Source organism: Pseudomonas sp. IT-P4, from assembly GCF_949767755.1.
GTDB lineage: Bacteria > Pseudomonadota > Gammaproteobacteria > Pseudomonadales > Pseudomonadaceae > Aquipseudomonas > Aquipseudomonas monachiensis.
This window is the reverse complement of record NZ_CATKPX010000016.1, coordinates 90,160-111,498: the sequence shown is the minus strand read 5'-3', so window position 1 is coordinate 111,498 and position 21,339 is coordinate 90,160. Positions and strand designations below refer to the sequence as shown.

19 protein-coding genes are annotated in these 21,339 nt (G+C 59.8%); 10 read left to right on the top strand and 9 right to left on the bottom strand.

Features of this window, described 5'->3' with window-relative positions; translation table 11 throughout:
* Positions 1 to 23: 23 nt before the first annotated feature.
* The 6 genes from ACM6IT_RS02935 to ACM6IT_RS02910 form a co-directional block, all read right to left on the bottom strand.
* A complete protein-coding gene (locus ACM6IT_RS02935; protein ID WP_056728196.1) occupies positions 24 to 299 on the bottom strand; it encodes a hypothetical protein in 276 nt (91 codons plus the stop codon).
* A gap of 199 nt (positions 300 to 498) precedes the next feature.
* On the bottom strand, positions 499 to 3,309 hold the full coding sequence (locus ACM6IT_RS02930) for an FAD-binding and (Fe-S)-binding domain-containing protein (protein ID WP_414917466.1): 2,811 nt from the start codon (positions 3,307 to 3,309) through the stop codon (positions 499 to 501).
* Entirely contained in the window at positions 3,306 to 3,977 is a 672-nt protein-coding gene (locus ACM6IT_RS02925) for a LutC/YkgG family protein (protein ID WP_414917465.1), read from the bottom strand. The genes ACM6IT_RS02930 and ACM6IT_RS02925 overlap by 4 nt, the downstream gene beginning before the upstream one ends.
* Positions 3,977 to 5,431, bottom strand: coding sequence for a LutB/LldF family L-lactate oxidation iron-sulfur protein (locus ACM6IT_RS02920; protein WP_056728201.1), 1,455 nt, complete (start codon positions 5,429 to 5,431; stop codon positions 3,977 to 3,979). The genes ACM6IT_RS02925 and ACM6IT_RS02920 overlap by 1 nt, the downstream gene beginning before the upstream one ends.
* Complete coding sequence (locus ACM6IT_RS02915) at positions 5,428 to 6,252, bottom strand: (Fe-S)-binding protein (RefSeq protein WP_056728203.1); 825 nt, start codon at positions 6,250 to 6,252, stop codon at positions 5,428 to 5,430. The genes ACM6IT_RS02920 and ACM6IT_RS02915 overlap by 4 nt, the downstream gene beginning before the upstream one ends.
* Before the next feature lie 150 nt (positions 6,253 to 6,402).
* Positions 6,403 to 8,097, bottom strand: coding sequence for a lactate permease LctP family transporter (locus tag ACM6IT_RS02910; protein ID WP_056728206.1), 1,695 nt, complete (start codon positions 8,095 to 8,097; stop codon positions 6,403 to 6,405).
* A gap of 261 nt (positions 8,098 to 8,358) precedes the next feature.
* On the opposite strand from ACM6IT_RS02910, the gene ACM6IT_RS02905 reads away from it, so the two are divergent.
* On the top strand, positions 8,359 to 9,126 hold the full coding sequence (locus ACM6IT_RS02905; RefSeq protein WP_414913288.1) for an FCD domain-containing protein: 768 nt from the start codon (positions 8,359 to 8,361) through the stop codon (positions 9,124 to 9,126).
* A 116-nt stretch (positions 9,127 to 9,242) separates the two neighbouring features.
* Here ACM6IT_RS02905 and smpB read toward each other — a convergent pair whose 3' ends face one another.
* Positions 9,243 to 9,725, bottom strand: a complete 483-nt coding sequence (gene smpB / locus ACM6IT_RS02900; RefSeq protein WP_008057382.1) for an SsrA-binding protein SmpB — start codon at positions 9,723 to 9,725, stop codon at positions 9,243 to 9,245.
* A gap of 118 nt (positions 9,726 to 9,843) precedes the next feature.
* Here smpB and ACM6IT_RS02895 point away from each other — a divergent pair, with 118 nt between their 5' ends.
* From ACM6IT_RS02895 to ACM6IT_RS02885, 3 genes are read left to right on the top strand one after another with little or no spacing between them, the layout of a single operon-like run.
* A complete protein-coding gene (locus ACM6IT_RS02895; RefSeq protein ID WP_056728211.1) occupies positions 9,844 to 11,247 on the top strand; it encodes a sodium-dependent transporter in 1,404 nt (467 codons plus the stop codon).
* A 7-nt stretch (positions 11,248 to 11,254) separates the two neighbouring features.
* Positions 11,255 to 11,689, top strand: a complete 435-nt coding sequence (locus tag ACM6IT_RS02890) for a type II toxin-antitoxin system RatA family toxin (RefSeq protein ID WP_046038689.1) — start codon at positions 11,255 to 11,257, stop codon at positions 11,687 to 11,689.
* Entirely contained in the window at positions 11,682 to 11,996 is a 315-nt protein-coding gene (locus tag ACM6IT_RS02885; protein ID WP_414913287.1) for an RnfH family protein, read from the top strand. Before ACM6IT_RS02890 ends, ACM6IT_RS02885 begins: the two co-directional genes overlap by 8 nt.
* Before the next feature lie 61 nt (positions 11,997 to 12,057).
* Here the strand turns inward: ACM6IT_RS02885 and ACM6IT_RS02880 are convergent, their stop codons facing one another.
* Positions 12,058 to 12,585 (bottom strand): outer membrane protein assembly factor BamE, encoded by a 528-nt coding sequence (locus tag ACM6IT_RS02880; RefSeq protein ID WP_056728218.1) that lies wholly within the window; start codon positions 12,583 to 12,585, stop codon positions 12,058 to 12,060.
* 97 nt (positions 12,586 to 12,682) lie between these two features.
* Between ACM6IT_RS02880 and fur the strand changes: the two genes are divergently transcribed.
* The gene (gene fur / locus ACM6IT_RS02875; protein ID WP_003197684.1) at positions 12,683 to 13,087 is read left to right on the top strand and encodes a ferric iron uptake transcriptional regulator; all 405 of its coding nucleotides are present in this window, start codon (positions 12,683 to 12,685) and stop codon (positions 13,085 to 13,087) included.
* An 80-nt stretch (positions 13,088 to 13,167) separates the two neighbouring features.
* Here fur and recN read toward each other — a convergent pair whose 3' ends face one another.
* Positions 13,168 to 14,841, bottom strand: a complete 1,674-nt coding sequence (recN, locus tag ACM6IT_RS02870) for a DNA repair protein RecN (RefSeq protein WP_223542505.1) — start codon at positions 14,839 to 14,841, stop codon at positions 13,168 to 13,170.
* Positions 14,842 to 15,081: 240 nt separating this feature from the next.
* On the opposite strand from recN, the gene grpE reads away from it, so the two are divergent.
* The 5 genes from grpE (at position 15,082) to carA (ending at position 21,297) form a co-directional block, all read left to right on the top strand.
* Positions 15,082 to 15,648 (top strand): nucleotide exchange factor GrpE, encoded by a 567-nt coding sequence (grpE, locus tag ACM6IT_RS02865; protein WP_056728221.1) that lies wholly within the window; start codon positions 15,082 to 15,084, stop codon positions 15,646 to 15,648.
* 102 nt (positions 15,649 to 15,750) lie between these two features.
* Complete coding sequence (gene dnaK, locus ACM6IT_RS02860) at positions 15,751 to 17,667, top strand: molecular chaperone DnaK (protein ID WP_056728222.1); 1,917 nt, start codon at positions 15,751 to 15,753, stop codon at positions 17,665 to 17,667.
* Between the two features lie 295 nt (positions 17,668 to 17,962).
* Complete coding sequence (gene dnaJ, locus ACM6IT_RS02855; RefSeq protein WP_056728224.1) at positions 17,963 to 19,087, top strand: molecular chaperone DnaJ; 1,125 nt, start codon at positions 17,963 to 17,965, stop codon at positions 19,085 to 19,087.
* Positions 19,088 to 19,097: 10 nt separating this feature from the next.
* A complete protein-coding gene (gene dapB / locus ACM6IT_RS02850; RefSeq protein WP_056728226.1) occupies positions 19,098 to 19,901 on the top strand; it encodes a 4-hydroxy-tetrahydrodipicolinate reductase in 804 nt (267 codons plus the stop codon).
* 259 nt (positions 19,902 to 20,160) lie between these two features.
* The gene (gene carA / locus ACM6IT_RS02845) at positions 20,161 to 21,297 is read left to right on the top strand and encodes a glutamine-hydrolyzing carbamoyl-phosphate synthase small subunit (protein ID WP_046038697.1); all 1,137 of its coding nucleotides are present in this window, start codon (positions 20,161 to 20,163) and stop codon (positions 21,295 to 21,297) included.
* The last annotated feature ends 42 nt before the right edge of the window (positions 21,298 to 21,339 follow it).

The following is a 21,339-nucleotide window of genomic DNA, read 5'->3' as shown; positions in this document are numbered from 1 at the left end:
CCGGAGGTTGGCCGTGAACCGGGTTACTTCCCGCCTTTTTTCGAGTCGGTGACGGCCTTGATGATGTCGTTGGTCTCGGCGATGCAATCATCAGTGCCTTCCTTGGTGCCTTTTGCCTGGTCGGCTTTGGCTTGCTCGACAGAGGCTTTTACCTGGTCAGTCATTTCCGGAGGAATCTGTGCCTTGCCGTTTTCGATGGTTTGCAGGTTGACCGCGCATAGGTCTTTTTCGGCCGCAAACGAAGTGGAAGCCATCATGGAAGCAGCAACGAACAAACCTAACAGCACAGAACGATTCATGTGTTTCTCCTTGAACTGAAGGTCCAGCATTGCTGGCCATCAAATCGGTTTACCGAGTTTTGGGAAAATCCCGCATTTGCGGGGCTTGATCAGTGGACTGCGGTGGCACATCAGGGTTCTTTTTTTCTGTAGAGCTGTCGATTCCGACAAGAAGCATTAACGAAGGGCACCTTTATGCACCCTCCTTTAGATCCTGCTATCAGGGCACCCTAGCCTGGGTAACGCGGTCCACCAGATAGACTAGTCCGTGGTAGTCAATGCCGCCATGTTGCGTCAGACCGATCTCACAGGTGCGGCTGGTGGAAATCCCCTCGCTGCACTGTTTCACCGCGTCCTTGAGCGTGCGCAGCGAATGGGCGTTCAGTTCCGGGGTGGTGAAACCCTTGTCGCCGGCGAAGCCGCAGCAGTGGATACCCTCGGGAATAATCACGTTTTTGCTGCACTTGCGCGCCAGGTCGATCAACGCCTGGCTTTCTCCGAGGTGCTGGGTGCTGCAGGTTACGTGCACGGCGATCGGCGCCTCCTGAGGCGTGAAATCCAGGCGGTCCATCAGGTGTGTACGGATGAAGCGTACCGGGTCGTACAGGTCCAGACGGACTTCCCCCAGGTCTTGAACCAGGCGCAAGGTACAGGGGCTGGTGTCGCAGTAGATCGGGTCGAGCCCGCCACGGCTGGCGTGGAGCAGGGCGCCGATCAGTTCCTGTCGTTTGTGCTCGGCTTGCTCGGCGTAGCCTTTGGAGGCGAATGGCTGACCGCAGCACAGATTGTCCAGGTTGTCCGGGAACACCACCTGGTAACCGGCCTTTTCCAGCAGGCCACGGGTCTTGTCGTGCAGCGACATTTGCTCCGTATCGCCCGCTGCCGGCCCCATGGCGCGGGACACACAGGCCGCCAGATAGACCACGCGCGGGCGCGCGTCCATCACCGTCGGGCTGAAGCGAATGGCCTTTTCCGGTTGCGGCATCGCGTTGGTCCATTGCGGGACCTGACCCTTGGACAGGCGCGTCAACGTCTCCGACAACTTCGCCAATCTCGGCGCCCCCAGCAACATCCGCGCGCCATTGGCCACGTGCAGGGTGAAGCGTGCACCTTGAAGTGCCGTGGCGAAATTTCCTTCGAGCCAGTTGGCGGTTTTCGTATGCGTCGCCTTCCGGCTACGCAGCTTTTTCACCAGCTCGCCGGTATTGATGCCTACAGGGCAACGCTGTGCGCACAGGCCGGTGGCGGCGCAGGTGTCGATGCCTTGATAGTCGTAGGCGGCTTCGAGTTCGGACGTATCGATGCCCGCGCGTTTCTTCGCCTGGATGTCGCGCCAGATCACGATGCGCTGGCGCGGGCTCAGGGTCAGTCCTTTCGACGGGCAAACCGGTTCGCAGAAGCCGCATTCGATGCACTTGTCCACAATCTCGTCAGCGGCGGGCAAGGGCTTGAGGTGCTTGAGGTGGATCTGTGGATCTTCGCTGAGCACCACGTCCGGATTGAGAATGCCGTTGGGGTCGAGCAGTCGTTTGAGTTGCCACATCAACTGGTAGGCATCGCTGCCCCATTCCAGTTCGACGAACGGCGCCATGTTGCGCCCGGTGCCGTGTTCGGCTTTGAGCGAACCGCCGAACTCCACCGCCACCAGTTGCGCAACGTCGTCCATGAACGCCTGATAGCGTGCGACTTCTTCCGGGCTGTTGAAGCCTTGGGTGAAGACGAAGTGCAGATTGCCTTCCAGGGCGTGTCCGAAAAGGATCGCTTCGTCGTAGTGATGTTTGTCGAACAGTTCGATCAGGCGGTTGACGCCGATAGCCAGTTGTTCGACCGGAAAGGTGACGTCTTCGATGATCACCGTGGTGCCGGTCTTGCGCACGGCGCCGACGGCCGGGAAGGTGTCCTTGCGGATGGCCCAGAGACGGGCGTTTTCCTGCGGGTCTTCGGTGAAGTCGACCTGCTTTTCCACCGGGAACGCCTTCAGCGACGCCATGATCTGCGCCAGTTGCTCGTGCAGTAAGGTGGACGACGCAGCGCGGGATTCGATCAGCAAGGCGCAGGCATTGTTCGACAGATGCTGTACGAAAGCGGGCATGCCGGGTTTGTTCTGCACCGAGCGCAGGCTGCGGCGGTCCAGCAGTTCCACGGCCGATACCGGTTGGCTTTTCAACACGGTGACCGCGTTGCAGCAGGTTTCGACATCCGGGAACACGATCAGCGCCGAGGCCTTGTTCGGGTGGTCGATCACGGTGTCGTAGGTCACGGCACTGATGAATCCGAGCGTGCCCTCGGAGCCCACCAGCAAGTGGCTCAAGATATCCACAGGCTCGTCGAAATCCACCAGGGCATTGAGCGACAGGCCGGTGGTATTTTTCAGACGGTATTTGTGGCGAATTTTCGCAGCCAGCTCGGCGTTGGCCCGGGTCTCGCGGCCCAGAGACGCCAAGCGCTCCAGCAGGGCGGCGTGGCTTTGGCGAAACGCCGCGACACTGGCGGTATCTTCAGTGTCGAGACGACTGCCGTCGGCCAGCACCAGACGAATGCCGGCCAGGGTGTGATAGGTGTTTTGCGCCGTGCCGCAGCACATGCCGCTGGCATTGTTGGCGACGATGCCGCCGATCTTGCAGGCATTGATCGAGGCCGGGTCCGGGCCGATCTTGCGCCCGAACGGTGCCAGCCAGGCATTGGCCTGGGCGCCGATCACCCCCGGTTGCAGGCGGATTTGCGTGCCTTGGCCGCGGATCTCGCGAGCGTTCCAGTTATCCCCCAGCACGATCAATACCGAGTCGCTGATGGCTTGGCCGGAGAGGCTGGTGCCGGCGGCGCGGAAAGTCACCGGCACCTGATCCCGTTGCGCCAGTTGCAGCAGTGCGACCACTTCGTCTTCGGACTCGACGCGGATCACCAGTTGCGGAATCAAGCGATAGAAGCTGGCGTCGGTGCCGAAGGCCAGGGTCGACAACGGGTCGTCGAAACGTCGCTCTAGGGGGATCAGTTGCTGTGCATCACGCAGGAAAGCAGCCGGTAGACTCATTGGTCCTCCAGGATCAGTACCACCAGGTCCTTCGGACCGTGGGCGCCGTACGCCAGCACTTGTTCGATGTCGGCGGTTTTCGACGGGCCGGATACCAGCAACGCGTTGGTCGGCATGCCTTGGGCCCATTCGAACTCCTGCTGCACCTGATAGAAGTTGTCGCGGATTTCACTGGCCTTGAGCAGGGCGAAATGCACCGGTGGCACCAGGCTCATCAGGCGTGGTTCTTCCCGGGTCGGCCAGAGAATAAGGCTGCCCGTGGCAGCGATGGCGCCGAGGGTTCCAGTGATGCTCGCCGGGGTGTCGTTGAACAGCTCGGCTTTCCATTCTTCAACCGGACGGTCGTAGGCCTTGAGCATTGGCAGGCCGGGATTATTCGCCCAGTGCTGCGTGATCCGTTGACCGTGGGGCGTTGTCGGTGCGATCAGCAGGCTTGGCAACTGGCGGTCCTGCAGCAACTGCGCGAGTAGCGTCGGCCACTCTTGGCCGGACGTCAGATGTATTTCCGTGTGCACCGCTTCCATCAACTTGCGCAGTTGCGCAATGCGCTGCTCAGGGGCGTAGGTGTAAGGCTGGGTCACCAGACCGACATCGAAGTTGTCGGCCACTGGCGTGGTGCCTGTCAGGCTTTTGCGCAGTTTGGCGAGGATATTTTGCTTGGCGCTCATCAGCGGTCTCCCTGTTTGGCCAGATGTTCGCGGGCCATGTCATGCAGCGAGCGGGCAGCGGGTTTTGGTGCGCTGTGGTTTTGCGTCCATGGGCCGACGTTGCTCGGCGTGAGGGCGCGCAACCGGGTGGCGAAGAAACCGAACAGGCGATACAGCGTCGGCGAACTGTTGAGCTTGGCCCAGGCGTTCCAGATGAACCGCTCCTTGCGCGAATACTTGCTGCCCTGACCGCGCATCACTTGATGGGGGCTGTCCGGGGCCTTGACGTTCTCTTCCCGCAGGCGTCGCAGCAAAGCAGGGATCGGGATTTTCACCGGGCAGACTTCACCGCAGGCACCGCACAGCGAAGACGCGCTCGGGTGATCCGGGACTTTCGCCAGGCCGACCATGTGCGGGGTGATGATTTTTCCGATAGGGCCGGGGTAAACCTCCCCATAGGCATGGCCGCCGATTCGGGTGTAGACCGGGCAATGATTCATACAGGCGCCGCAGCGAATGCAGTTCAGGGTCTGGCGCAGTTCGCTGTCGGCAAAGGCCTGGCTGCGGCCGTTGTCGAGCAGTACCAGGTGTACTTCCTGCGGGCCGTCGAGTTCATGCTCCTTGCGCGGACCGGAGATCATGTTGACGTAGGTGGTGATCGGAATGCCCAGGGCCGAGCGGGTCAGCAATGACAGCAACGGCACCACGTCGCGCAGGTTTTCCACGACTTTTTCGATACCTGTGACGGCGATGTGTACCGGAGGCACCGTGGTGGTCATGCGACCGTTGCCTTCGTTTTCCACCAGCAGCAGGGTGCCGGTTTCGGCCACGGCGAAGTTGACGCCGGAGACGCCGATGTCCGCTTCGAAGAATTTCTGCCGCAGGACTCTGCGGCCGATCTGAATGAGTTGGTCTACGTCCTTGGTGTATTCCACGCCAAGTTTGTCGTGGAACAAGGACGCGACCTGACCGGCGTTCTTGTGGATTGCCGGCATGATTATGTGTGAAGGCTTCTCGTGGTCGAGCTGGACGATGTACTCGCCCATGTCCGATTCCAGGCATTCAATGCCCCGATCAGCGAGGAAATGGTTCATCTCCATTTCTTCGCTGACCATCGATTTGCCCTTGATCACTTGCCGCCCCTCGTGAGCGCGGATGATCGAGAGGACGATGCCATTGGCCTCGTCCACCGTTTCCGCCCAGTGCACTGTCACACCGTTGCGGGTCAGGTTCTGTTCCAGTTGCTCGAGCAGGTCGGGCAATTTGGAGAGCGCGCGGGCACGGATTGCATTGCCCAGTGCGCGCAAGTGTTCTCTTTCATGGGCATCGCTGAACGCCGCTGCCCGTTTGGTCATCAGTGAATCCATCGCCTTGCGAAAGTTGCCTCGCAATTGCGCGTCACCCAGTGCGTTGTGGGCGCGGGTGCGGAAATCTTCTTCTACGGCAACCGTAGGAATAATCGTCGAGGTGCTCATTTCGCACCTCCGGTTCGCTGCCAGAGGAAACTGGCCAGATGCTGACCGCGCAACGCTTCCTGCTGTTTTTCCAGCGAGCCGTTGATGTTCATCAAACAGCCGCAGTCGGCACTCAACACCTTGTGCGCGCCGGATTCCTTCAGCGCCCGGGTCTTGTCAGCCACCATCGCGCCGGAAATGTCTGGCATACGGACGCTGAATGTCCCGCCAAAGCCACAGCACTCACTTTCGTGATCGTGATTGACCCGCTCCACATTGCTTAGTTGCGACAACAACTCGCGGCCGTGCAGGTGGGTGTTCATTTCACGGCGTGCCGAGCACGAGGTGTGCAGCGCCACTTTTACCGGTTCGCCACTGTCCTTGAGCTGCACCTTGCAGACAAACAACAGAAACTCGGCCAGCTCGTAGGTCCTGGCCGCCAGGGCCTGGACCTGTTTCAACGTATCCGGCTCGTCTTTGAACAAGTCGGCGTAATGTTCGCGCAGCATGCCCGCGCAAGAACCCGACGGCACCACCACCGGATAGTCGCCGGCGAACAACGCCAGTTGCGAGCGCGCCACGGTCCGTGCCTGTTCGGTGTAACCGGAGGTGTAGGCCGGTTGGCCGCAGCAGCTTTGCCCTTGCGGGTATTCGACACGAATGCCTTCGCGCTCCAGCAGGTGGATCGCATCCATCCCGGCTTGCGGGTAGAACAGATCGACTACGCAGGTCCCGAACAGGTAGACCCGTGACGGTTTCTCGCTGGGGTATTGCCGAGGCTCGGGCAGTGGCGGGGCGACACGGGTCGCATTCGGCACGGCGTTGTAATAAAGCTCGCTCATCAGGCGGTCTCCGGGTGGTCCCGGTTATTCGTCTGTCGAGGCTGCTGAATATAGAGCCGGAAGCTTTCAGCAGCCTTACAGACCGGGGTGTGAATAGCGGACGCCGGGGGCGTGGCCCGGCGTCGGTTTTTATCGTGTTGCCTGTAGCCCTTAGTGCACCAGCATGCCGGTGAACCAGTAGGCCTGGGCCAACGTGATCAAGCCGACAATCGTTGCAAAGAATAGGCTGTGCTTGAGGGTGAAGCGGAACAGATCCGATTCTTTGCCCACCAGGCCGGTCGCGGCACAGGCCACGGCGATCGATTGTGGTGAGATCATCTTGCCGGTCACGCCACCGCTGGTGTTCGCCGCCACCAGCAAGGTGTCGTTGACACCGATCTGGTGCGCAGTGGTCGCTTGCAGCGAACTGAACAGGGCGTTGGACGACGTATCGGAGCCAGTGAGGAACACGCCCAGCCAGCCGAGGAACGGCGAGAAGAACGGGAACGCCGCGCCGGTGCCTGCCAATACCAGGGCCATTGTCGAGGACATGCCCGAGTAGTTGGTGACGAAAGCGAAGGCCAGCACCATGCCGATGGACAGGATCGGCCAGCGCAGTTCGTAGAAGGTCTCCTTGAAAGTGGTAAGACCAGTTTTGATGTTGATCTTCAGCACCAGCATGGAGATCAGGGCCGAGAAGAAAATCGCCGTGCCGGTGGCGGAAATCGGGTCCAGTTTGAACACTGCCGGAAGGGCGGTTGGCGCGGTCACGATCGGTGCGACCTTGATCACCATCTGGTCAAGGTGCGGGATGGCGAAGTTGAATACGAAGCTGTACATCGCACCGCCGGCGGCGAACATCGCCTTGAACGGCTTCAGGGTCCAGATGGTGACCAGTACGGTCAGGATCAGAAACGGCGACCAGGCCTTGAAGATTTCCCCGAGGCTGTAGGGCGAAGCCACGGTGGTGCGTTTCTGGCCGAAACCACCGACACTGGCGCTCACCACAGAGGCCGATACAGCGCCGACGATGTGTTGGCCGGCGGCGCGTTTTGGTTGCCAGACTTTCAGGAACAGGGTCAGGGAAATCAGGCTGGCCAGGGCCGAGGTGATGTCCGGCAGTTCCGGGCCGATGAAGTTCGAGGTGAAGTACTGGGTCACGGCAAAGCTCAAGCCGGCCACCAGGGCTGCCGGCCAGGTTTCCCGCACGCCGCGCAGGCCGTCCATCATGAACACCAGCCAGAATGGCACGAACAACGACAGCAGTGGCAATTGGCGACCGGTCATGGCGCCGATCTTGAACGCGTCGATACCGGTGACTTGGCCGGCAACGATGATCGGAATGCCCAGGGCACCGAATGCCACCGGCGCCGTGTTGGCGATCAGGCACAAGCCAGCGGCGTACAGCGGGTTGAAGCCAAGACCTACCAGCAGCGCAGCGGTAATCGCCACGGGTGCGCCAAAACCGGCTGCACCTTCGAGGAAGGCGCCGAAGCAGAAACCGATCAGCAGGACCTGCAGGCGCTGGTCATCGGTGATCGACAGGACCGAGCTGCGGATGACTTCAAACTGCCCGCTCTTGACCGTCAGTTTGTAGAGGAATACCGCTGCCACGATGATCCAGGCAATCGGCCACAGGCCATAGGCGAAGCCATACCCGGCGGCGGCGAACGCCATGTCGACCGGCATCTGGAAGGCGAAGATCGCCACCAGGATCGACAAAGCCAGGGTGATGCTGCCGGCCACATGCCCTTTGAGGCGGAACACGGCCAAAGCCAGGAAGAAAAACACGATGGGGATGACGGCGGCGAGTGCGGACAGGCCGAGGCTGCCGAGCGGGGTATAGAGCTGTTGCCAGGTTTGCATATGGGGTGGCCCCTAATTGTTGTTGGTCAGGCACTGATCAGCGTTCTTGGATAATTGGTAAGACCAATTTACAATCGCTGTTGGCTAGGGTAAAAGCCTTGTAGGCGGTGTGTCAATTTGCCGCCCTAAAACTTTTGTCGAATGCGAAGTGCGCAGGTCGTCTGCCTGGTATGACCAAATGCGTTGTGGCAGGTGCTGGCGCGGCGCCGATAGGCCAGAATAGAGCGCCGGCGAGCCGTCGGATCGTGGAGTAATCGAGTTATGGGGTTTGATCAGATTCGTCAGCGCCGTTTGTCTGACGATATTGTCGAGCAGCTTGAGGGCATGATCCTCGAGGGCACGCTCAAAGCGGGTGGGCGCTTGCCGGCCGAGCGCGCGCTGGCCGAGCAATTTGGCGTGTCTCGCCCTTCGTTGCGCGAAGCCATTCAGAAACTGACCGCCAAGGGCCTGCTGGTCAGTCGCCAGGGTGGTGGCAACTATGTGGTGGAATCACTGGGCAGCACCTTCAGTGATCCCTTGTTGCATCTGCTGGAAAGCAACCCCGAGGCGCAACGCGATCTGCTGGAGTTTCGCCATACGCTGGAAGCGTCTTGCGCCTACTATGCGGCGCTGCGTGCCACGGATGTGGATCGCGAGCGGCTGACCGCGGCTTTCAACGAATTGCAGGACTGTTATTCGCGTCACGAAGAAGTGAGTCGTGCCGAAGAGGGTGCGGCGGACGCAAGGTTTCACCTGGCGATTGCCGAGGCCAGCCACAATGCCGTGTTGCTGCACACCATTCGCGGGCTGTTCGATCTGCTCAAGCGCAACGTGGTGACCAACATCGGTGGGATGTACAAGCAGCGCACTGAAACCCGCGACATGCTGATCACGCAGCATCGAGAGTTGTATCAGGCGATTATCGAAGGGCGGGCGGAGCAGGCGCGGGAAGTTTCCAGTCGGCACATTCTGTATGTGCAGGAAGTGCTGGAAGAGGTGCGTCAGGAAGTGCAGCGCGTGGCCCGGGCGGAGCGGCGCAAGGGGATGTGACCGTTTAATGCAAAAGATCGCAGCCTGCGGCAGCTCCTACATTGGAATGCGTTCCCTGTAGGAGCTGCCGCAGGCTGCGATCTTTTTATTCGCGCCGCAATTCGCAGGCAGAAAAATCAGTCTTCCTTGCCCTTGTTGCGTACCGCACGCTGCAACTCGCGACCGGCATCGCGTTCGCGTTCGGTATCGCGCTTGTCGTATTCCTTCTTGCCCTTGCCCAGGGCGATCTCGCACTTGACCATGTGCTTGCTCCAGTACCAGGACAGGCACACGCAGGCGTAACCCTTTTGCTGCACGGCCGCGGCCAGCTTTTCCAGCTCGCGTCGGTTGAGCAGCAACTTACGGGTGCGCACGGGATCGGCGATGACGTGGGTACTGGCGGTCGTCAGGGGCGTAATGTGGCTGCCGAGCAGCCAGGCTTCGCCATCCTTGAGCAGCACGTAGCTGTCAACCAGCTGCAGCTTGCTTGCCCGCAGACTTTTTACTTCCCAGCCGGCCAGGACCAGACCAGCCTCGAAACGATGCTCGATGAAGTAATCGTGTCGCGCCTTTTTGTTTTGCGCGATGGTCCCTGTTGGGTGTTTCTTCTGTTTAGCCATAGGGGCGGCATTATAGGGAGTTGCACGCGAGTCGGCTACGGTGTTGCTACGTGCTTGAGCAGGTTGATTGAATCCCGGACAATGCGGCCTCTTTTTTGAACGCTTGGGCGTGATAACGATGTCGACAGACAAGGTTTCTGTCCACGGCAGTTGGGCTAGCCGCTGGGTCTTCATACTCGCCGCGACCGGTTCGGCCGTGGGGCTGGGTAGTATCTGGAAATTCCCGTACATGGTCGGCGTCTATGGCGGCGGTGCCTTCGTGCTGATGTTCCTGGCCTGCATCGCGCTGATCGGGGTGCCGGTCATGCTGGCGGAAACCCTGATCGGCCGGCGTGCCCGGCAGAGCCCGGCCAATGCCTTGAAGATCCTGGCGACAGAGGCGGGGCACTCGGCCAAATGGTCCTGGGGCGCTTTTGCCGGGATGATCACCGCGTTGCTGATCCTGTCGTTCTACAGTGTGGTCGGCGGCTGGTCGCTGGACTACATCATCGACATGGGGCGTGGCGATTTTCAGGGGGCGACGCCTGATCAGGTGGGGGCTTACTTCGGCAATGTGATCGCCGATCCCTGGCGCCTGACACTTTGGCACACCATTTTCATGCTGTTGTCCGCGGTGGTGATCGCCAAGGGTGTGGTTGCCGGGCTTGAACGCAGTTTGCGCATCATGATGCCGCTGCTGTTCGTGATGATCCTCGTGTTGTTGGGCTACAGCATGACCACCGGGCATTTCATGGCGGGCGTGCATTTCATGTTCGACTTCCACCCGGAAAAGGTCATGGACGGCTTGTTGCCCGCGATGGGGCATGCGTTCTTTTCCCTGAGCGTGGGCGTCGGCTCGATCATGATCTACGGCGCCTACATGCCGAAGAACTCGTCGATTTCAGGGACGGTCGTTGGCGTGGCGCTGCTCGATACCTTCGTTTCCCTGGTGGCCGGCCTGGCATTGTTTCCGATTGTTTTTGCGGCGGGCCTGAATCCGAGCGAGGGGCCGGGGCTGATGTTCGTCAGCCTGCCGTTTGCCTTCGGTAACGTGGCGTTCGGGCAATTGATGGGGGTGGTGTTCTTCGTGCTGGTGGCGGTCGCTGCCTGGAGTTCGGCGATTTCCCTGCTTGAGCCGATGGTGGCCTACCTGGTCGAGCGCACTAAAGTGAGCCGAGCCTGGGTCACCTTCTGGCTGGCGTTCAGCTGCTGGTTTGTCGGCCTGGGCACGGTGTTCTCCTTCAATATCTGGAAGGAGGCGAAGTTCTTCGTGAACGAAGGCGGGATGTTCCACCTCTACCAATGGGGAGCCGCCGGTGGTCTCGACTTCTTCGGTGTGATCGATTTCTTCACCTCGCGACTCATGTTGCCGCTTGGCGGTTTGTGTTTCGTGGTGTTTGCGGGCTGGATCATGGGGCGCGAAGCGGTGCGCGACGAGTTGTCGATCCGTAACCCTGCGCTGTTTGGCCTGTCCTTGTTCTTGATGCGCTATGTGGCGCCCATCGGCATTCTCGTAGTGTTTGCCGCCCAGCTGTGGAAGTGACGCTGACATGACGACACACATTTCACGTTCGGCCTTGCTGCCGTACCCGGCACAAGCGCTGTATGACCTGGTCAATGACGTGGCGCGCTATCCGGAGTTTCTGCCGTGGTGCTCGTCCGCCGAAGTCCTGGAGAGCTCACCTGAGCATATGCGGGCGAGCGTCGGCGTGGCGAAGGGCGGCCTCAGCCAGCATTTCGTGACGCGCAACACGCTGGTTCCGGGGCAGTCGATCGAAATGAACCTCGAGGAGGGCCCTTTCACCCAATTGCATGGCATCTGGGTATTCAAGGCGTTGACCGACAAAGCCTGCAAGATCAGCCTCGATCTGTCGTTCGATTATGCCGGGCCGCTGGTTCGTGCCACCTTGGGACCGCTGTTCAATCAGGCGGCCAATACTTTGGTGGATGCGTTCTGCCAGCGCGCCAAGCAGATACATGGTTGAGGTCATGATTGAAGTCGAGGTGGTCTACGCGGCCGAAGACCGTCAGGTGCTGCTGACAGTGACCGTGCCTGTTGGAACGACCGTGCGGGCGGCCTTGCTCAGGTCGGCCGTGGCTGAAGAGTTTCCGGAGCTGGATCTGGCCCATTGCCCTGTGGGGATCTTCGGCAAGGTGGTAGCTGATCCGGAGAGTCGGGCAGTCCAGGCTGGGGATCGTATCGAGATTTACCGCCCGCTGTTGGCCGATCCGAAAGAGGTGCGCCGACTGCGCGCGGCGAAAGCGGCCGAGGCCAAGGCGCGGAATCAGTGATTGGCTGGAACGCCAGACAATAAAAAGCCCGGGCATGCCGGGCTTTTTTTTGCGTCGCAAATTATTGCGGCGAGGTGTCCAGTGGTTGCGGCGTCGGGACCGGAACGGTTTCTACACCGTCGACGTCCTTCTGGATCTGATCCAGCAACGAACCTGGCTTGACCGGTTTTTCCGGTTTTGGCTTCTCGACGTTTTCTGCCGGGGCGGCCACTGTCGTGCCGCTGTCCTTGCCGAGAATGGCTTCGTCACGGCTCACGCCTGGCATGAAATCACCAGAGAGGCTGACAAGCTGATCATTTGGGTTGAAGATAACGCTGACGCGTTCCTGTTGGCGTTCACCGCCACCCGGTTGCAGGCTGTACAGATAATCCCAGCGATCGGCATGGAACGTGTCGGTCAGCAGAGGGTTGCCCATGATAAACCGTACTTGCTTACGGGTCATTCCCGGGCGTAACTGGTCTATCATGTCCTGCGTGACGACATTGCCCTGCTGGATGTCGATTTTGTAAACCCCGGGGAATGAACAACCGGCGAGTGCGAGCAGTCCCACAAAGGTGAAACTGGTTAGCAAGAGCTTGGTGTTTTGCATCGGTGGGCGACTTCCACTATCTTGGCTGGGACAACGTAAACGCCGATCATACCCGCATTAAGAGAAGCTGCGAAGCAGCATCGCGAGAAAGCTGACCATGGTTGAAAATAGCGAACTACGCAAAGCCGGCCTCAAAGTGACCCTGCCACGGGTCAAAATTCTGCAAATGCTCGATTCCGCCGAGCAGCGCCACATGAGTGCCGAGGATGTCTACAAGGCCCTTATGGAGGCTGGTGAGGACGTCGGTCTGGCCACGGTTTACCGTGTTCTGACCCAGTTCGAGGCAGCTGGCCTTGTGGTGCGGCACAACTTCGATGGAGGCCATGCGGTCTTCGAGCTGGACGACGGAAAGCATCACGACCATATGGTCAACGTCGAAACCAGCGAAGTGATCGAATTCTTCGACGAAGAAATCGAGCGGCTTCAGAAAGCAATCGTCGACAAGTATGGCTTCGAGATGGTTGATCACAATCTGGTGCTGTACGTGCGCAAGAAAAAGTAAGCATGTCGCGCGAACCTGAGGTTCGCGAAACGAACGAAGGCGACCCCAGGGTCGCCTTCGTGCTTTCTGCCTTTATTTATTCAGGCTTTTGCGGCCACCACCATTTTTTTTGCGTGCGCCAGGGACTCCTTGGTGAGATCGATGCCCCCCAGCATCCGTGCGACTTCTTCGACGCGGTCGTTTTTGCTCAATTTGGAAACAGCCGTGCGGGTGGCATCTTCGCCGCGCACTTTATGCACAAATAGATGTTGATGACCTTGCGCTGCTACTTGCGGCAAGTGGGTCACGGTCAGTACCTGTCCGCGTTCTCCGAGGCGCCGCAACAGTTGGCCGACGATTTCTGCTGTCGGACCACCGATACCAACGTCTACTTCGTCGAACACCAGGGTCGGTACGCGGGAGGTCTGCGCAGTGATCACCTGGATCGCCAGGCTGATCCGTGACAGCTCGCCTCCGGAGGCGACTTTTGCCAAGGCTTTCAAGGGTTGGCCCGGGTTGGCGCTGACCAGCAGTTCAACCTGTTCAAGTCCGTTAGGCAGCAGTTCGTCGCTGCTGTTTGGGCGCAGTTCGATGGTGAAGCGCCCGCCAGGCATGCCCAGGCGCTGGATTTCCAGTTCCACGGCGCTGGCCAGGCTGCTCGAGGCCTGATGACGCAGGTCACTCAGTTCCCGAGCCTTTTCCTGATAATGACGAGCGTATGAAGACAGTTCGTCGCTCAGCCGCTCGATGGATTCGTCGTTGGCGTTGAGGGTTTCGATTTCATCCAGCAGTTTCTGCTGCATCTCTGCGACTTCGGTCGGCTGGATGCGGTGTTTGCGCGCCAGGGTGTAGATCGCGTCGAGGCGCTCTTCGAGGTATTGAAGGCGCGACGGATCGGCGTCGAAGTTGTCGAGGAAGCGGTTCAGTTCACCAACGGCCTCTTCAACCTGGATCTGTGCACTGGTCAGCAAGCTGCTGGCTTCGCCCAGTGCGCCGATCGAACTGTTCACGCTCGACAGGCGGTTGAGGCTGGCGGTGAGGGCGTTCAGGACATTCCCGGAATCGCTCTCACTGCATTGCTCGACGACTTGTCGGCAGATGCCGAGCAGGGTCTCGGCGTTGGTCAGGTTCTTGTGTTCCTGCTCGAGCTGCTCCAGTTCGTTGTCGCCAAGGCCAAGGTTCTCCAGCTCTTCGAGTTGATAGCTGAGCAACTGATGGCGGGCGCGTTGCTCATCGCCGGAGTTGGAGAGTCGCTCCAGTTCCTGGCGGGTCTGGCGCCAGCGCTGGGCGGCGAGTTGAACCTGGCGGGCCAGATCGGTCGCGCCGGCATATTCATCGAGCAGGCGACGGTGGGTATCGGTCTTGAGCAGGGATTGGTGTTCGTGCTGGCTGTGAATGTCGATCAGCAGCTCACCCAGCGCCTTGAGGTCGCCAAGCGGGCAGGGCGTGCCGTTGATGTAGCCGCGCGAGCGCCCTTCGGATGTGATGACCCGGCGCAGGATGCACGGGCCGTCGTTTTCGAGGTCGCGTTCGGCCAGCCAGGCGCTGGCTTCCGGAATGTCGACCAGATCGAAGGTGGCCAGGATATCGGCCTTGTCGGCGCCGGGGCGGACCACGCCACTGTCGGCGCGATCGCCCAGGGTAAGGCCCAGCGCGTCGAGCATGATTGACTTGCCCGCGCCGGTTTCCCCGGTGATCACGCTCATCCCGCGATCGAGTTCGAGATCGAGATGTTCAACGATGGCGTAGTTGTGTACGGACAGGTGCACCAGCATATGGGCCGCTCCCAGGTGTTAGGTCTGGTTATTTATACAGTGTTTTGTTTCCGGCTGACAATGCCCCTCGTTAGCTCGATTCGCTCAGTCCGACGAAAGCCTTATCGCGGCCGGGAATGACAAAGCAGTTGTTTTTTGTAGGGTTAATCGTCGGGCCCCCTTGAAGCCGGATTTTGCGGCCCCATATAGCTGGGCAGAAGCGCGAGTTGAGCTCGCGGACGATATTGAAAGGAGAAATCTATGGCTGACGAACAGACAGTGGATACGCAAAACCCAGACGCCAACCAGGCGCCCGAGGCTTCGGGTGATGACCTGGCGGCTCGTGTACAAGTGCTCGAAGAGCAACTGGCAGGCGCTCAGGATCAGGCTTTGCGTGTAGCCGCGGATCTGCAGAACGTCCGCCGTCGCGCCGAGCAGGATGTGGAAAAGGCTCACAAGTTCGCGCTGGAAAAATTCGCCAGCGACCTGCTGCCGATCGTCGACAGCCTGGAGCGCGGCCTGGAGCTGTCCAGCCCGGACGACGAAAGCATCCGTCCGATGCGCGAAGGTATCGAGCTGACTCTGAAAATGTTCCACGACACCCTCAAGCGTTATCAGCTTGAAGCGATCGATCCCCATGGCGAACCGTTCAACGCCGTTCACCATCAGGCGATGGCCATGCAGGAAAGCGCTGACGTCGAGCCGAACAGCGTTCTGAAGGTGTTCCAGAAGGGCTATCAGCTCAATGGCCGCCTGCTGCGCCCGGCGATGGTCGTGGTCAGCAAGGCGCCTGCGCCGGTTTCGCCTTCGATTGACGAGCAGGCTTGAAATCCGCCGCAAGGCCCCCATTTATAAGTCAAGCGTTTAAGTGCTACCGCAGTTAGCCACCACTGCTGCGGCAACCAAATCCAAAGTTTCGGGAGAGTGAACATGGGCAAAATTATCGGTATCGACCTGGGGACTACCAACTCCTGCGTCTCCGTGCTGGAAAACGGCAAGGCAAAAGTTATTGAAAACGCTGAAGGCGCGCGTACCACGCCGTCGATCATCGCTTACGCCAACGATGGCGAAATCCTGGTTGGCCAGTCGGCCAAGCGTCAGGCTGTGACCAATCCGCATAACACCCTGTATGCGGTGAAGCGTCTGATCGGTCGTCGTTTCGACGAAGAAGTCGTGCAGAAAGACATCCAGATGGTCCCTTACAAGATCGTCAAGGCTGACAACAGCGACGCCTGGGTTGAAGTGAACGGCCAGAAAATGGCACCGCCACAAATCTCGGCTGAAATCCTGAAAAAAATGAAGAAGACCGCCGAAGACTATCTCGGCGAGACCGTGACTGAAGCGGTGATCACCGTTCCGGCCTACTTCAACGACAGCCAGCGTCAGGCCACCAAAGACGCCGGCCGCATTGCTGGCCTGGACGTAAAACGTATCATCAACGAACCAACCGCAGCCGCTCTGGCTTACGGCATGGACAAAGCCAAGGGCGATCACACCGTGATCGTTTACGACCTGGGTGGTGGTACTTTCGACGTTTCCGTGATCGAGATCGCTGAAGTCGATGGCGAGCACCAGTTCGAAGTACTGGCCACCAACGGTGACACGTTCCTGGGCGGTGAAGACTTTGACATTCGTCTGATCGACTACCTCGTCGACGAATTCAAGAAAGAAAGCGGCATGAACCTCAAAGGCGACCCGCTGGCCATGCAGCGCCTGAAAGAAGCCGCTGAAAAAGCCAAGATCGAACTGTCCTCGAGCCAGTCGACCGACGTGAACCTGCCGTACATCACTGCAGACGCCACCGGTCCTAAGCACCTGAACGTGAAGATCTCCCGCGCCAAGCTCGAAGCGCTGGTGGAAGACCTGGTTCAGCGCACCATCGAACCTTGCCGCATCGCAATGAAAGATGCCGGTATCGACGTTGGCGCGATCAACGACGTGATCCTGGTGGGCGGTCAGACCCGTATGCCACTGGTTCAGAAGCTGGTCACCGAGTTCTTCGGTAAAGAAGCTCGTAAAGACGTCAACCCGGACGAAGCGGTTGCCATGGGTGCTGCTATCCAGGGCGCGGTACTGGCCGGTGACGTGAAAGACGTTCTGCTGCTCGACGTCAGCCCGCTGACCCTGGGTATCGAAACCATGGGTGGCGTGATGACCGCGCTGATCGAGAAAAACACCACGATTCCTACCAAGAAATCGCAAGTGTTCTCGACTGCCGACGACAACCAGGGCGCCGTGACCATTCACGTGCTGCAAGGCGAGCGTAAGCAAGCCGCACAGAACAAGTCCCTGGGCAAGTTCGATCTGGCCGACATTCCACCAGCTCCACGTGGCGTGCCACAGATCGAAGTGACCTTCGACATCGACGCCAACGGCATCTTGCACGTAGGTGCGAAGGACAAGGCTACCGGCAAAACTCAGTCGATCGTGATCAAGGCCAACTCCGGTCTGTCCGACGAGGAAATCGAGCGCATGGTGCGTGATGCCGAGGCGAACGCCGAGGAAGACCGCAAGTTCGAAGAACTGGCCGCTGCCCGCAACCAGGGTGACGCACTGGTTCACTCGACGCGCAAAATGGTTGCCGATGCCGGCGATAAAGTGAGCGCTGAAGAGAAGACTGCAATCGAAGCGGCCGTAGTTGCCCTGGAAGCCGCTGTTAAAGGCGACGACAAGGCTGCTATCGACGCCAAGGTTGAGGAGCTGTCCAAGGTCTCCGCTCCAGTGGCGCAGAAGATGTACGCCGAACAGGCTCAGCCTGCTGAAGGCGCTGCACCGCACGACGACAAGGCGGAAAAGGCTGACGACGTTGTCGATGCCGAGTTCGAAGAAGTCAAAGACCACAAGTAAGTTGTTGGTCGGCCGGTTGACTGCCTCAAGGCGGTGACTGGTAGGATGTCGCCGCGCGGGAGCTTGCTCCCGCGTTGGCGTATCTGGAATACGCGAATTTTTACAGCATGCGACAGCGGTCGCGTGTTGTTGGTATGGCCGGGAATGCTCCTGCTTTTCGTGCCGCAAGTACCGCAAGAATCAAAGACCAGGATCGTTGAATTGACGTGAGTTGGGTCCGGGCCTGTATTGGGGCTCAACGAGTTCGGCAAACTCAGGAGGGTTTTGTCGGACGTCCTCAAGAGTGCAAAGACTTATGGCAAAGCGTGACTATTACGAAGTGTTGGGTGTTGAGCGTGGCTCAAGCGAAGCGGACCTGAAAAAGGCCTACCGTCGCCTGGCAATGAAGCATCACCCGGACCGTAATCCCGATGACAAAGCGTCGGAAGACATGTTCAAGGAGGCCAACGAGGCCTACGAAGTGCTGTCCGACTCCAGCAAACGCGCGGCATACGACCAGTATGGCCATGCCGGTGTCGACCCGAGCATGGGTGGCGGCGGTGCCGGTTTCGGTGGTCAGAACTTCTCCGACATCTTTGGCGATGTCTTCAGTGACTTCTTCGGTGGTGGTCGCGGCGGTTCCCGTGGCGGCGCTCAGCGCGGCAGTGACTTGCGCTACACCCTGGAACTGGACCTCGAAGAAGCGGTGCGCGGTACGACCGTGAATATCCGCGTTCCGACGCTGGTCAACTGCAAGCCTTGCGACGGCTCCGGTGCCAAGAAGGGTTCTGCGCCCGTGACCTGCCCGACTTGCGGCGGTATCGGCCAGGTGCGCATGCAGCAAGGTTTCTTCTCGGTGCAACAGACCTGCCCGCGCTGCCATGGCCAGGGCAAGATCATTTCCGATCCGTGCGACTCCTGCCACGGCGAAGGTCGTGTCGAAGAGTACAAGACCCTGTCGGTGAAAGTGCCGGCCGGTGTCGATACCGGTGACCGCATTCGTCTGTCCGGTGAGGGCGAGGCGGGTGCCCAGGGTGGGCCGACTGGCGACCTGTACGTGGTGATCAATGTGCGCGAGCACTCGATTTTCCAGCGCGATGGCAAGCATCTGTTCTGCGAAGTGCCGATCAGCTTCGTCGATGCGGCGCTGGGTGGCGAGCTGGAGATTCCGACCCTTGATGGTCGGGTCAAGCTGAAGATTCCTGAGGGGACCCAGACCGGCAAGCAGTTCCGTGTACGTGGCAAGGGTGTCGCGCCTGTGCGTGGTGGTGGTGCTGGTGACTTGATGTGCCGTGTGGCGGTCGAGACTCCGGTCAACCTGAGCCGTCGCCAGCGTGAAATGCTCGAGGAGTTCCGTAGTTCGCTGGCGGATGACAACAGCCATTCGCCAAAAACCACCGGTTGGTTCGAAGGCGTGAAGCGTTTCTTCGGCGATTTGTAAGGAGGCAGGCATGCGACGTATTGCAGTGATGGGCGCCGCCGGGCGCATGGGCAAGACCCTGATTGAAGCGGTGCAGCAAACTCCGGGCGCCGGTCTGACGGCGGCGGTGGATCGCCCCGACAGCACGCTGGTCGGCGCGGATGCCGGTGAGCTGGCTGCGCTGGGTCGTATCGGCGTGCCTCTGTCCGGTGATCTGGATCGGGTGGTCGACGAGTTCGACGTGCTGATCGACTTCACTCACCCGACGGTGACCCTGAAGAACCTGGCTTTCTGCCGTAAACACGGCAAGGCCATGATCATCGGTACCACCGGCTTCAGCGTTGAAGAGAAGCAACTGCTGGCGGAAGCGGGCAAGGACATTCCGATTGTCTTCGCGGCCAACTTCAGTGTCGGGGTCAACCTGTGCCTGAAGCTGCTCGACACGGCCGCTCGCGTGTTGGGCGACGATGTCGATATCGAAATCACCGAAGCTCACCATCGGCATAAAGTCGATGCGCCGTCCGGCACTGCCGTGCGCATGGGTGAGGTGATTGCCGATGCGTTGGGTCGCGACCTGAAGAAAGTGGCGGTGTACGGTCGTGAGGGGCAGACCGGCGCTCGTGAGCGCGAGACCATTGGTTTCGCCACCGTACGCGCTGGCGACATCGTTGGTGATCACACCGTGCTGTTCGCTGCCGACGGCGAGCGTGTCGAGATCACCCACAAGGCTTCCAGTCGCATGACGTTCGCCAAGGGCGCGGTACGTGCTGCTTTGTGGCTGGACGGGCGCGAGCCTGGCCTTTACGACATGCAAGACGTGCTCGATTTGCGTTAATATGCACCCGAAATCGGGCTCGCGCACCGCGTTTGAGCCCGGTTTTGTTCCGCCAAGCGACGTCCTGTCGCATTCTCCAGCCTTTAAGGCTCATTGGCGGTAGACCAAAAAAGCCTTTTTCTGTAAGCTACAGCTTTAGTGTGTCCACTAAAAGCGCGCAGAATAATTCAGTGAAGAAGCGGGGTGACGTGTCCATACGTCACTCCGCTTTTTTACAACCTGCGATCGCCCTTTCAGGCTTTATTTACGGGAGGTCTTCTTGACTAAGCCAGCCATACTCGCCCTTGCTGATGGCAGCATTTTTCGCGGCGAAGCCATTGGAGCCGACGGTCAAACCGTTGGTGAGGTGGTGTTCAACACCGCAATGACCGGCTATCAGGAAATCCTTACCGATCCTTCCTACGCCCAACAAATCGTTACCCTGACTTACCCGCACATCGGCAACACCGGCACCACGCCGGAGGACGCCGAGTCCAACCGCGTCTGGTCTGCCGGCCTGGTCATTCGTGACCTGCCACTGGTGGCGAGCAACTGGCGTAACACGATGTCCCTGTCCGACTACCTGAAGGCCAACAATGTTGTGGCCATCGCCGGTATCGACACCCGCCGCCTGACGCGCATCCTGCGTGAAAAAGGCGCGCAGAACGGCTGCATCATGGCCGGTGACAACATTTCCGAAGCTGCCGCCATCGCCGCCGCCCAGGGTTTCCCTGGCCTCAAGGGCATGGACCTGGCGAAAGTCGTCAGCACCAAGGAAAGCTACGAGTGGCGCTCGACTGTCTGGGATCTGAAAACCGACAGCCACGCAACCATCGAAGCCTCCGAGCTGCCGTACCATGTGGTCGCCTACGACTACGGCGTCAAGGTGAACATCCTGCGCATGCTGGTCGAACGCGGTTGCCGCGTGACTGTCGTCCCTGCGCAAACTCCTGCCGCCGATGTGCTGGCGCTGAAGCCGGACGGCGTGTTCCTGTCCAACGGCCCTGGTGATCCGGAGCCTTGCGACTACGCGATCCAGGCGATCAAGGATGTGCTGGAAACCGAGATCCCGGTCTTCGGTATCTGCCTCGGTCACCAGTTGCTGGCCCTGGCCTCCGGCGCCAAGACCCTGAAAATGGGTCACGGCCACCACGGTGCCAACCACCCCGTCCAGGACCTGGACAGCGGTGTGGTGATGATCACCAGCCAGAACCACGGTTTTGCCGTAGACGAAGCGACCCTGCCGGCCAACGTTCGCGCGATCCACAAATCGCTGTTCGACGGCACCCTGCAAGGGATCGAGCGTACCGACAAGAGCGCCTTCAGCTTCCAGGGTCACCCGGAAGCCAGCCCTGGCCCGAACGACGTAGCGCCATTGTTCGATCGCTTCATCACCGAGATGGCCAAGCGACGCTGATCGCTCGCCCTGATGTAGCAAAGCTTGAGGGTGGCCCCGCAC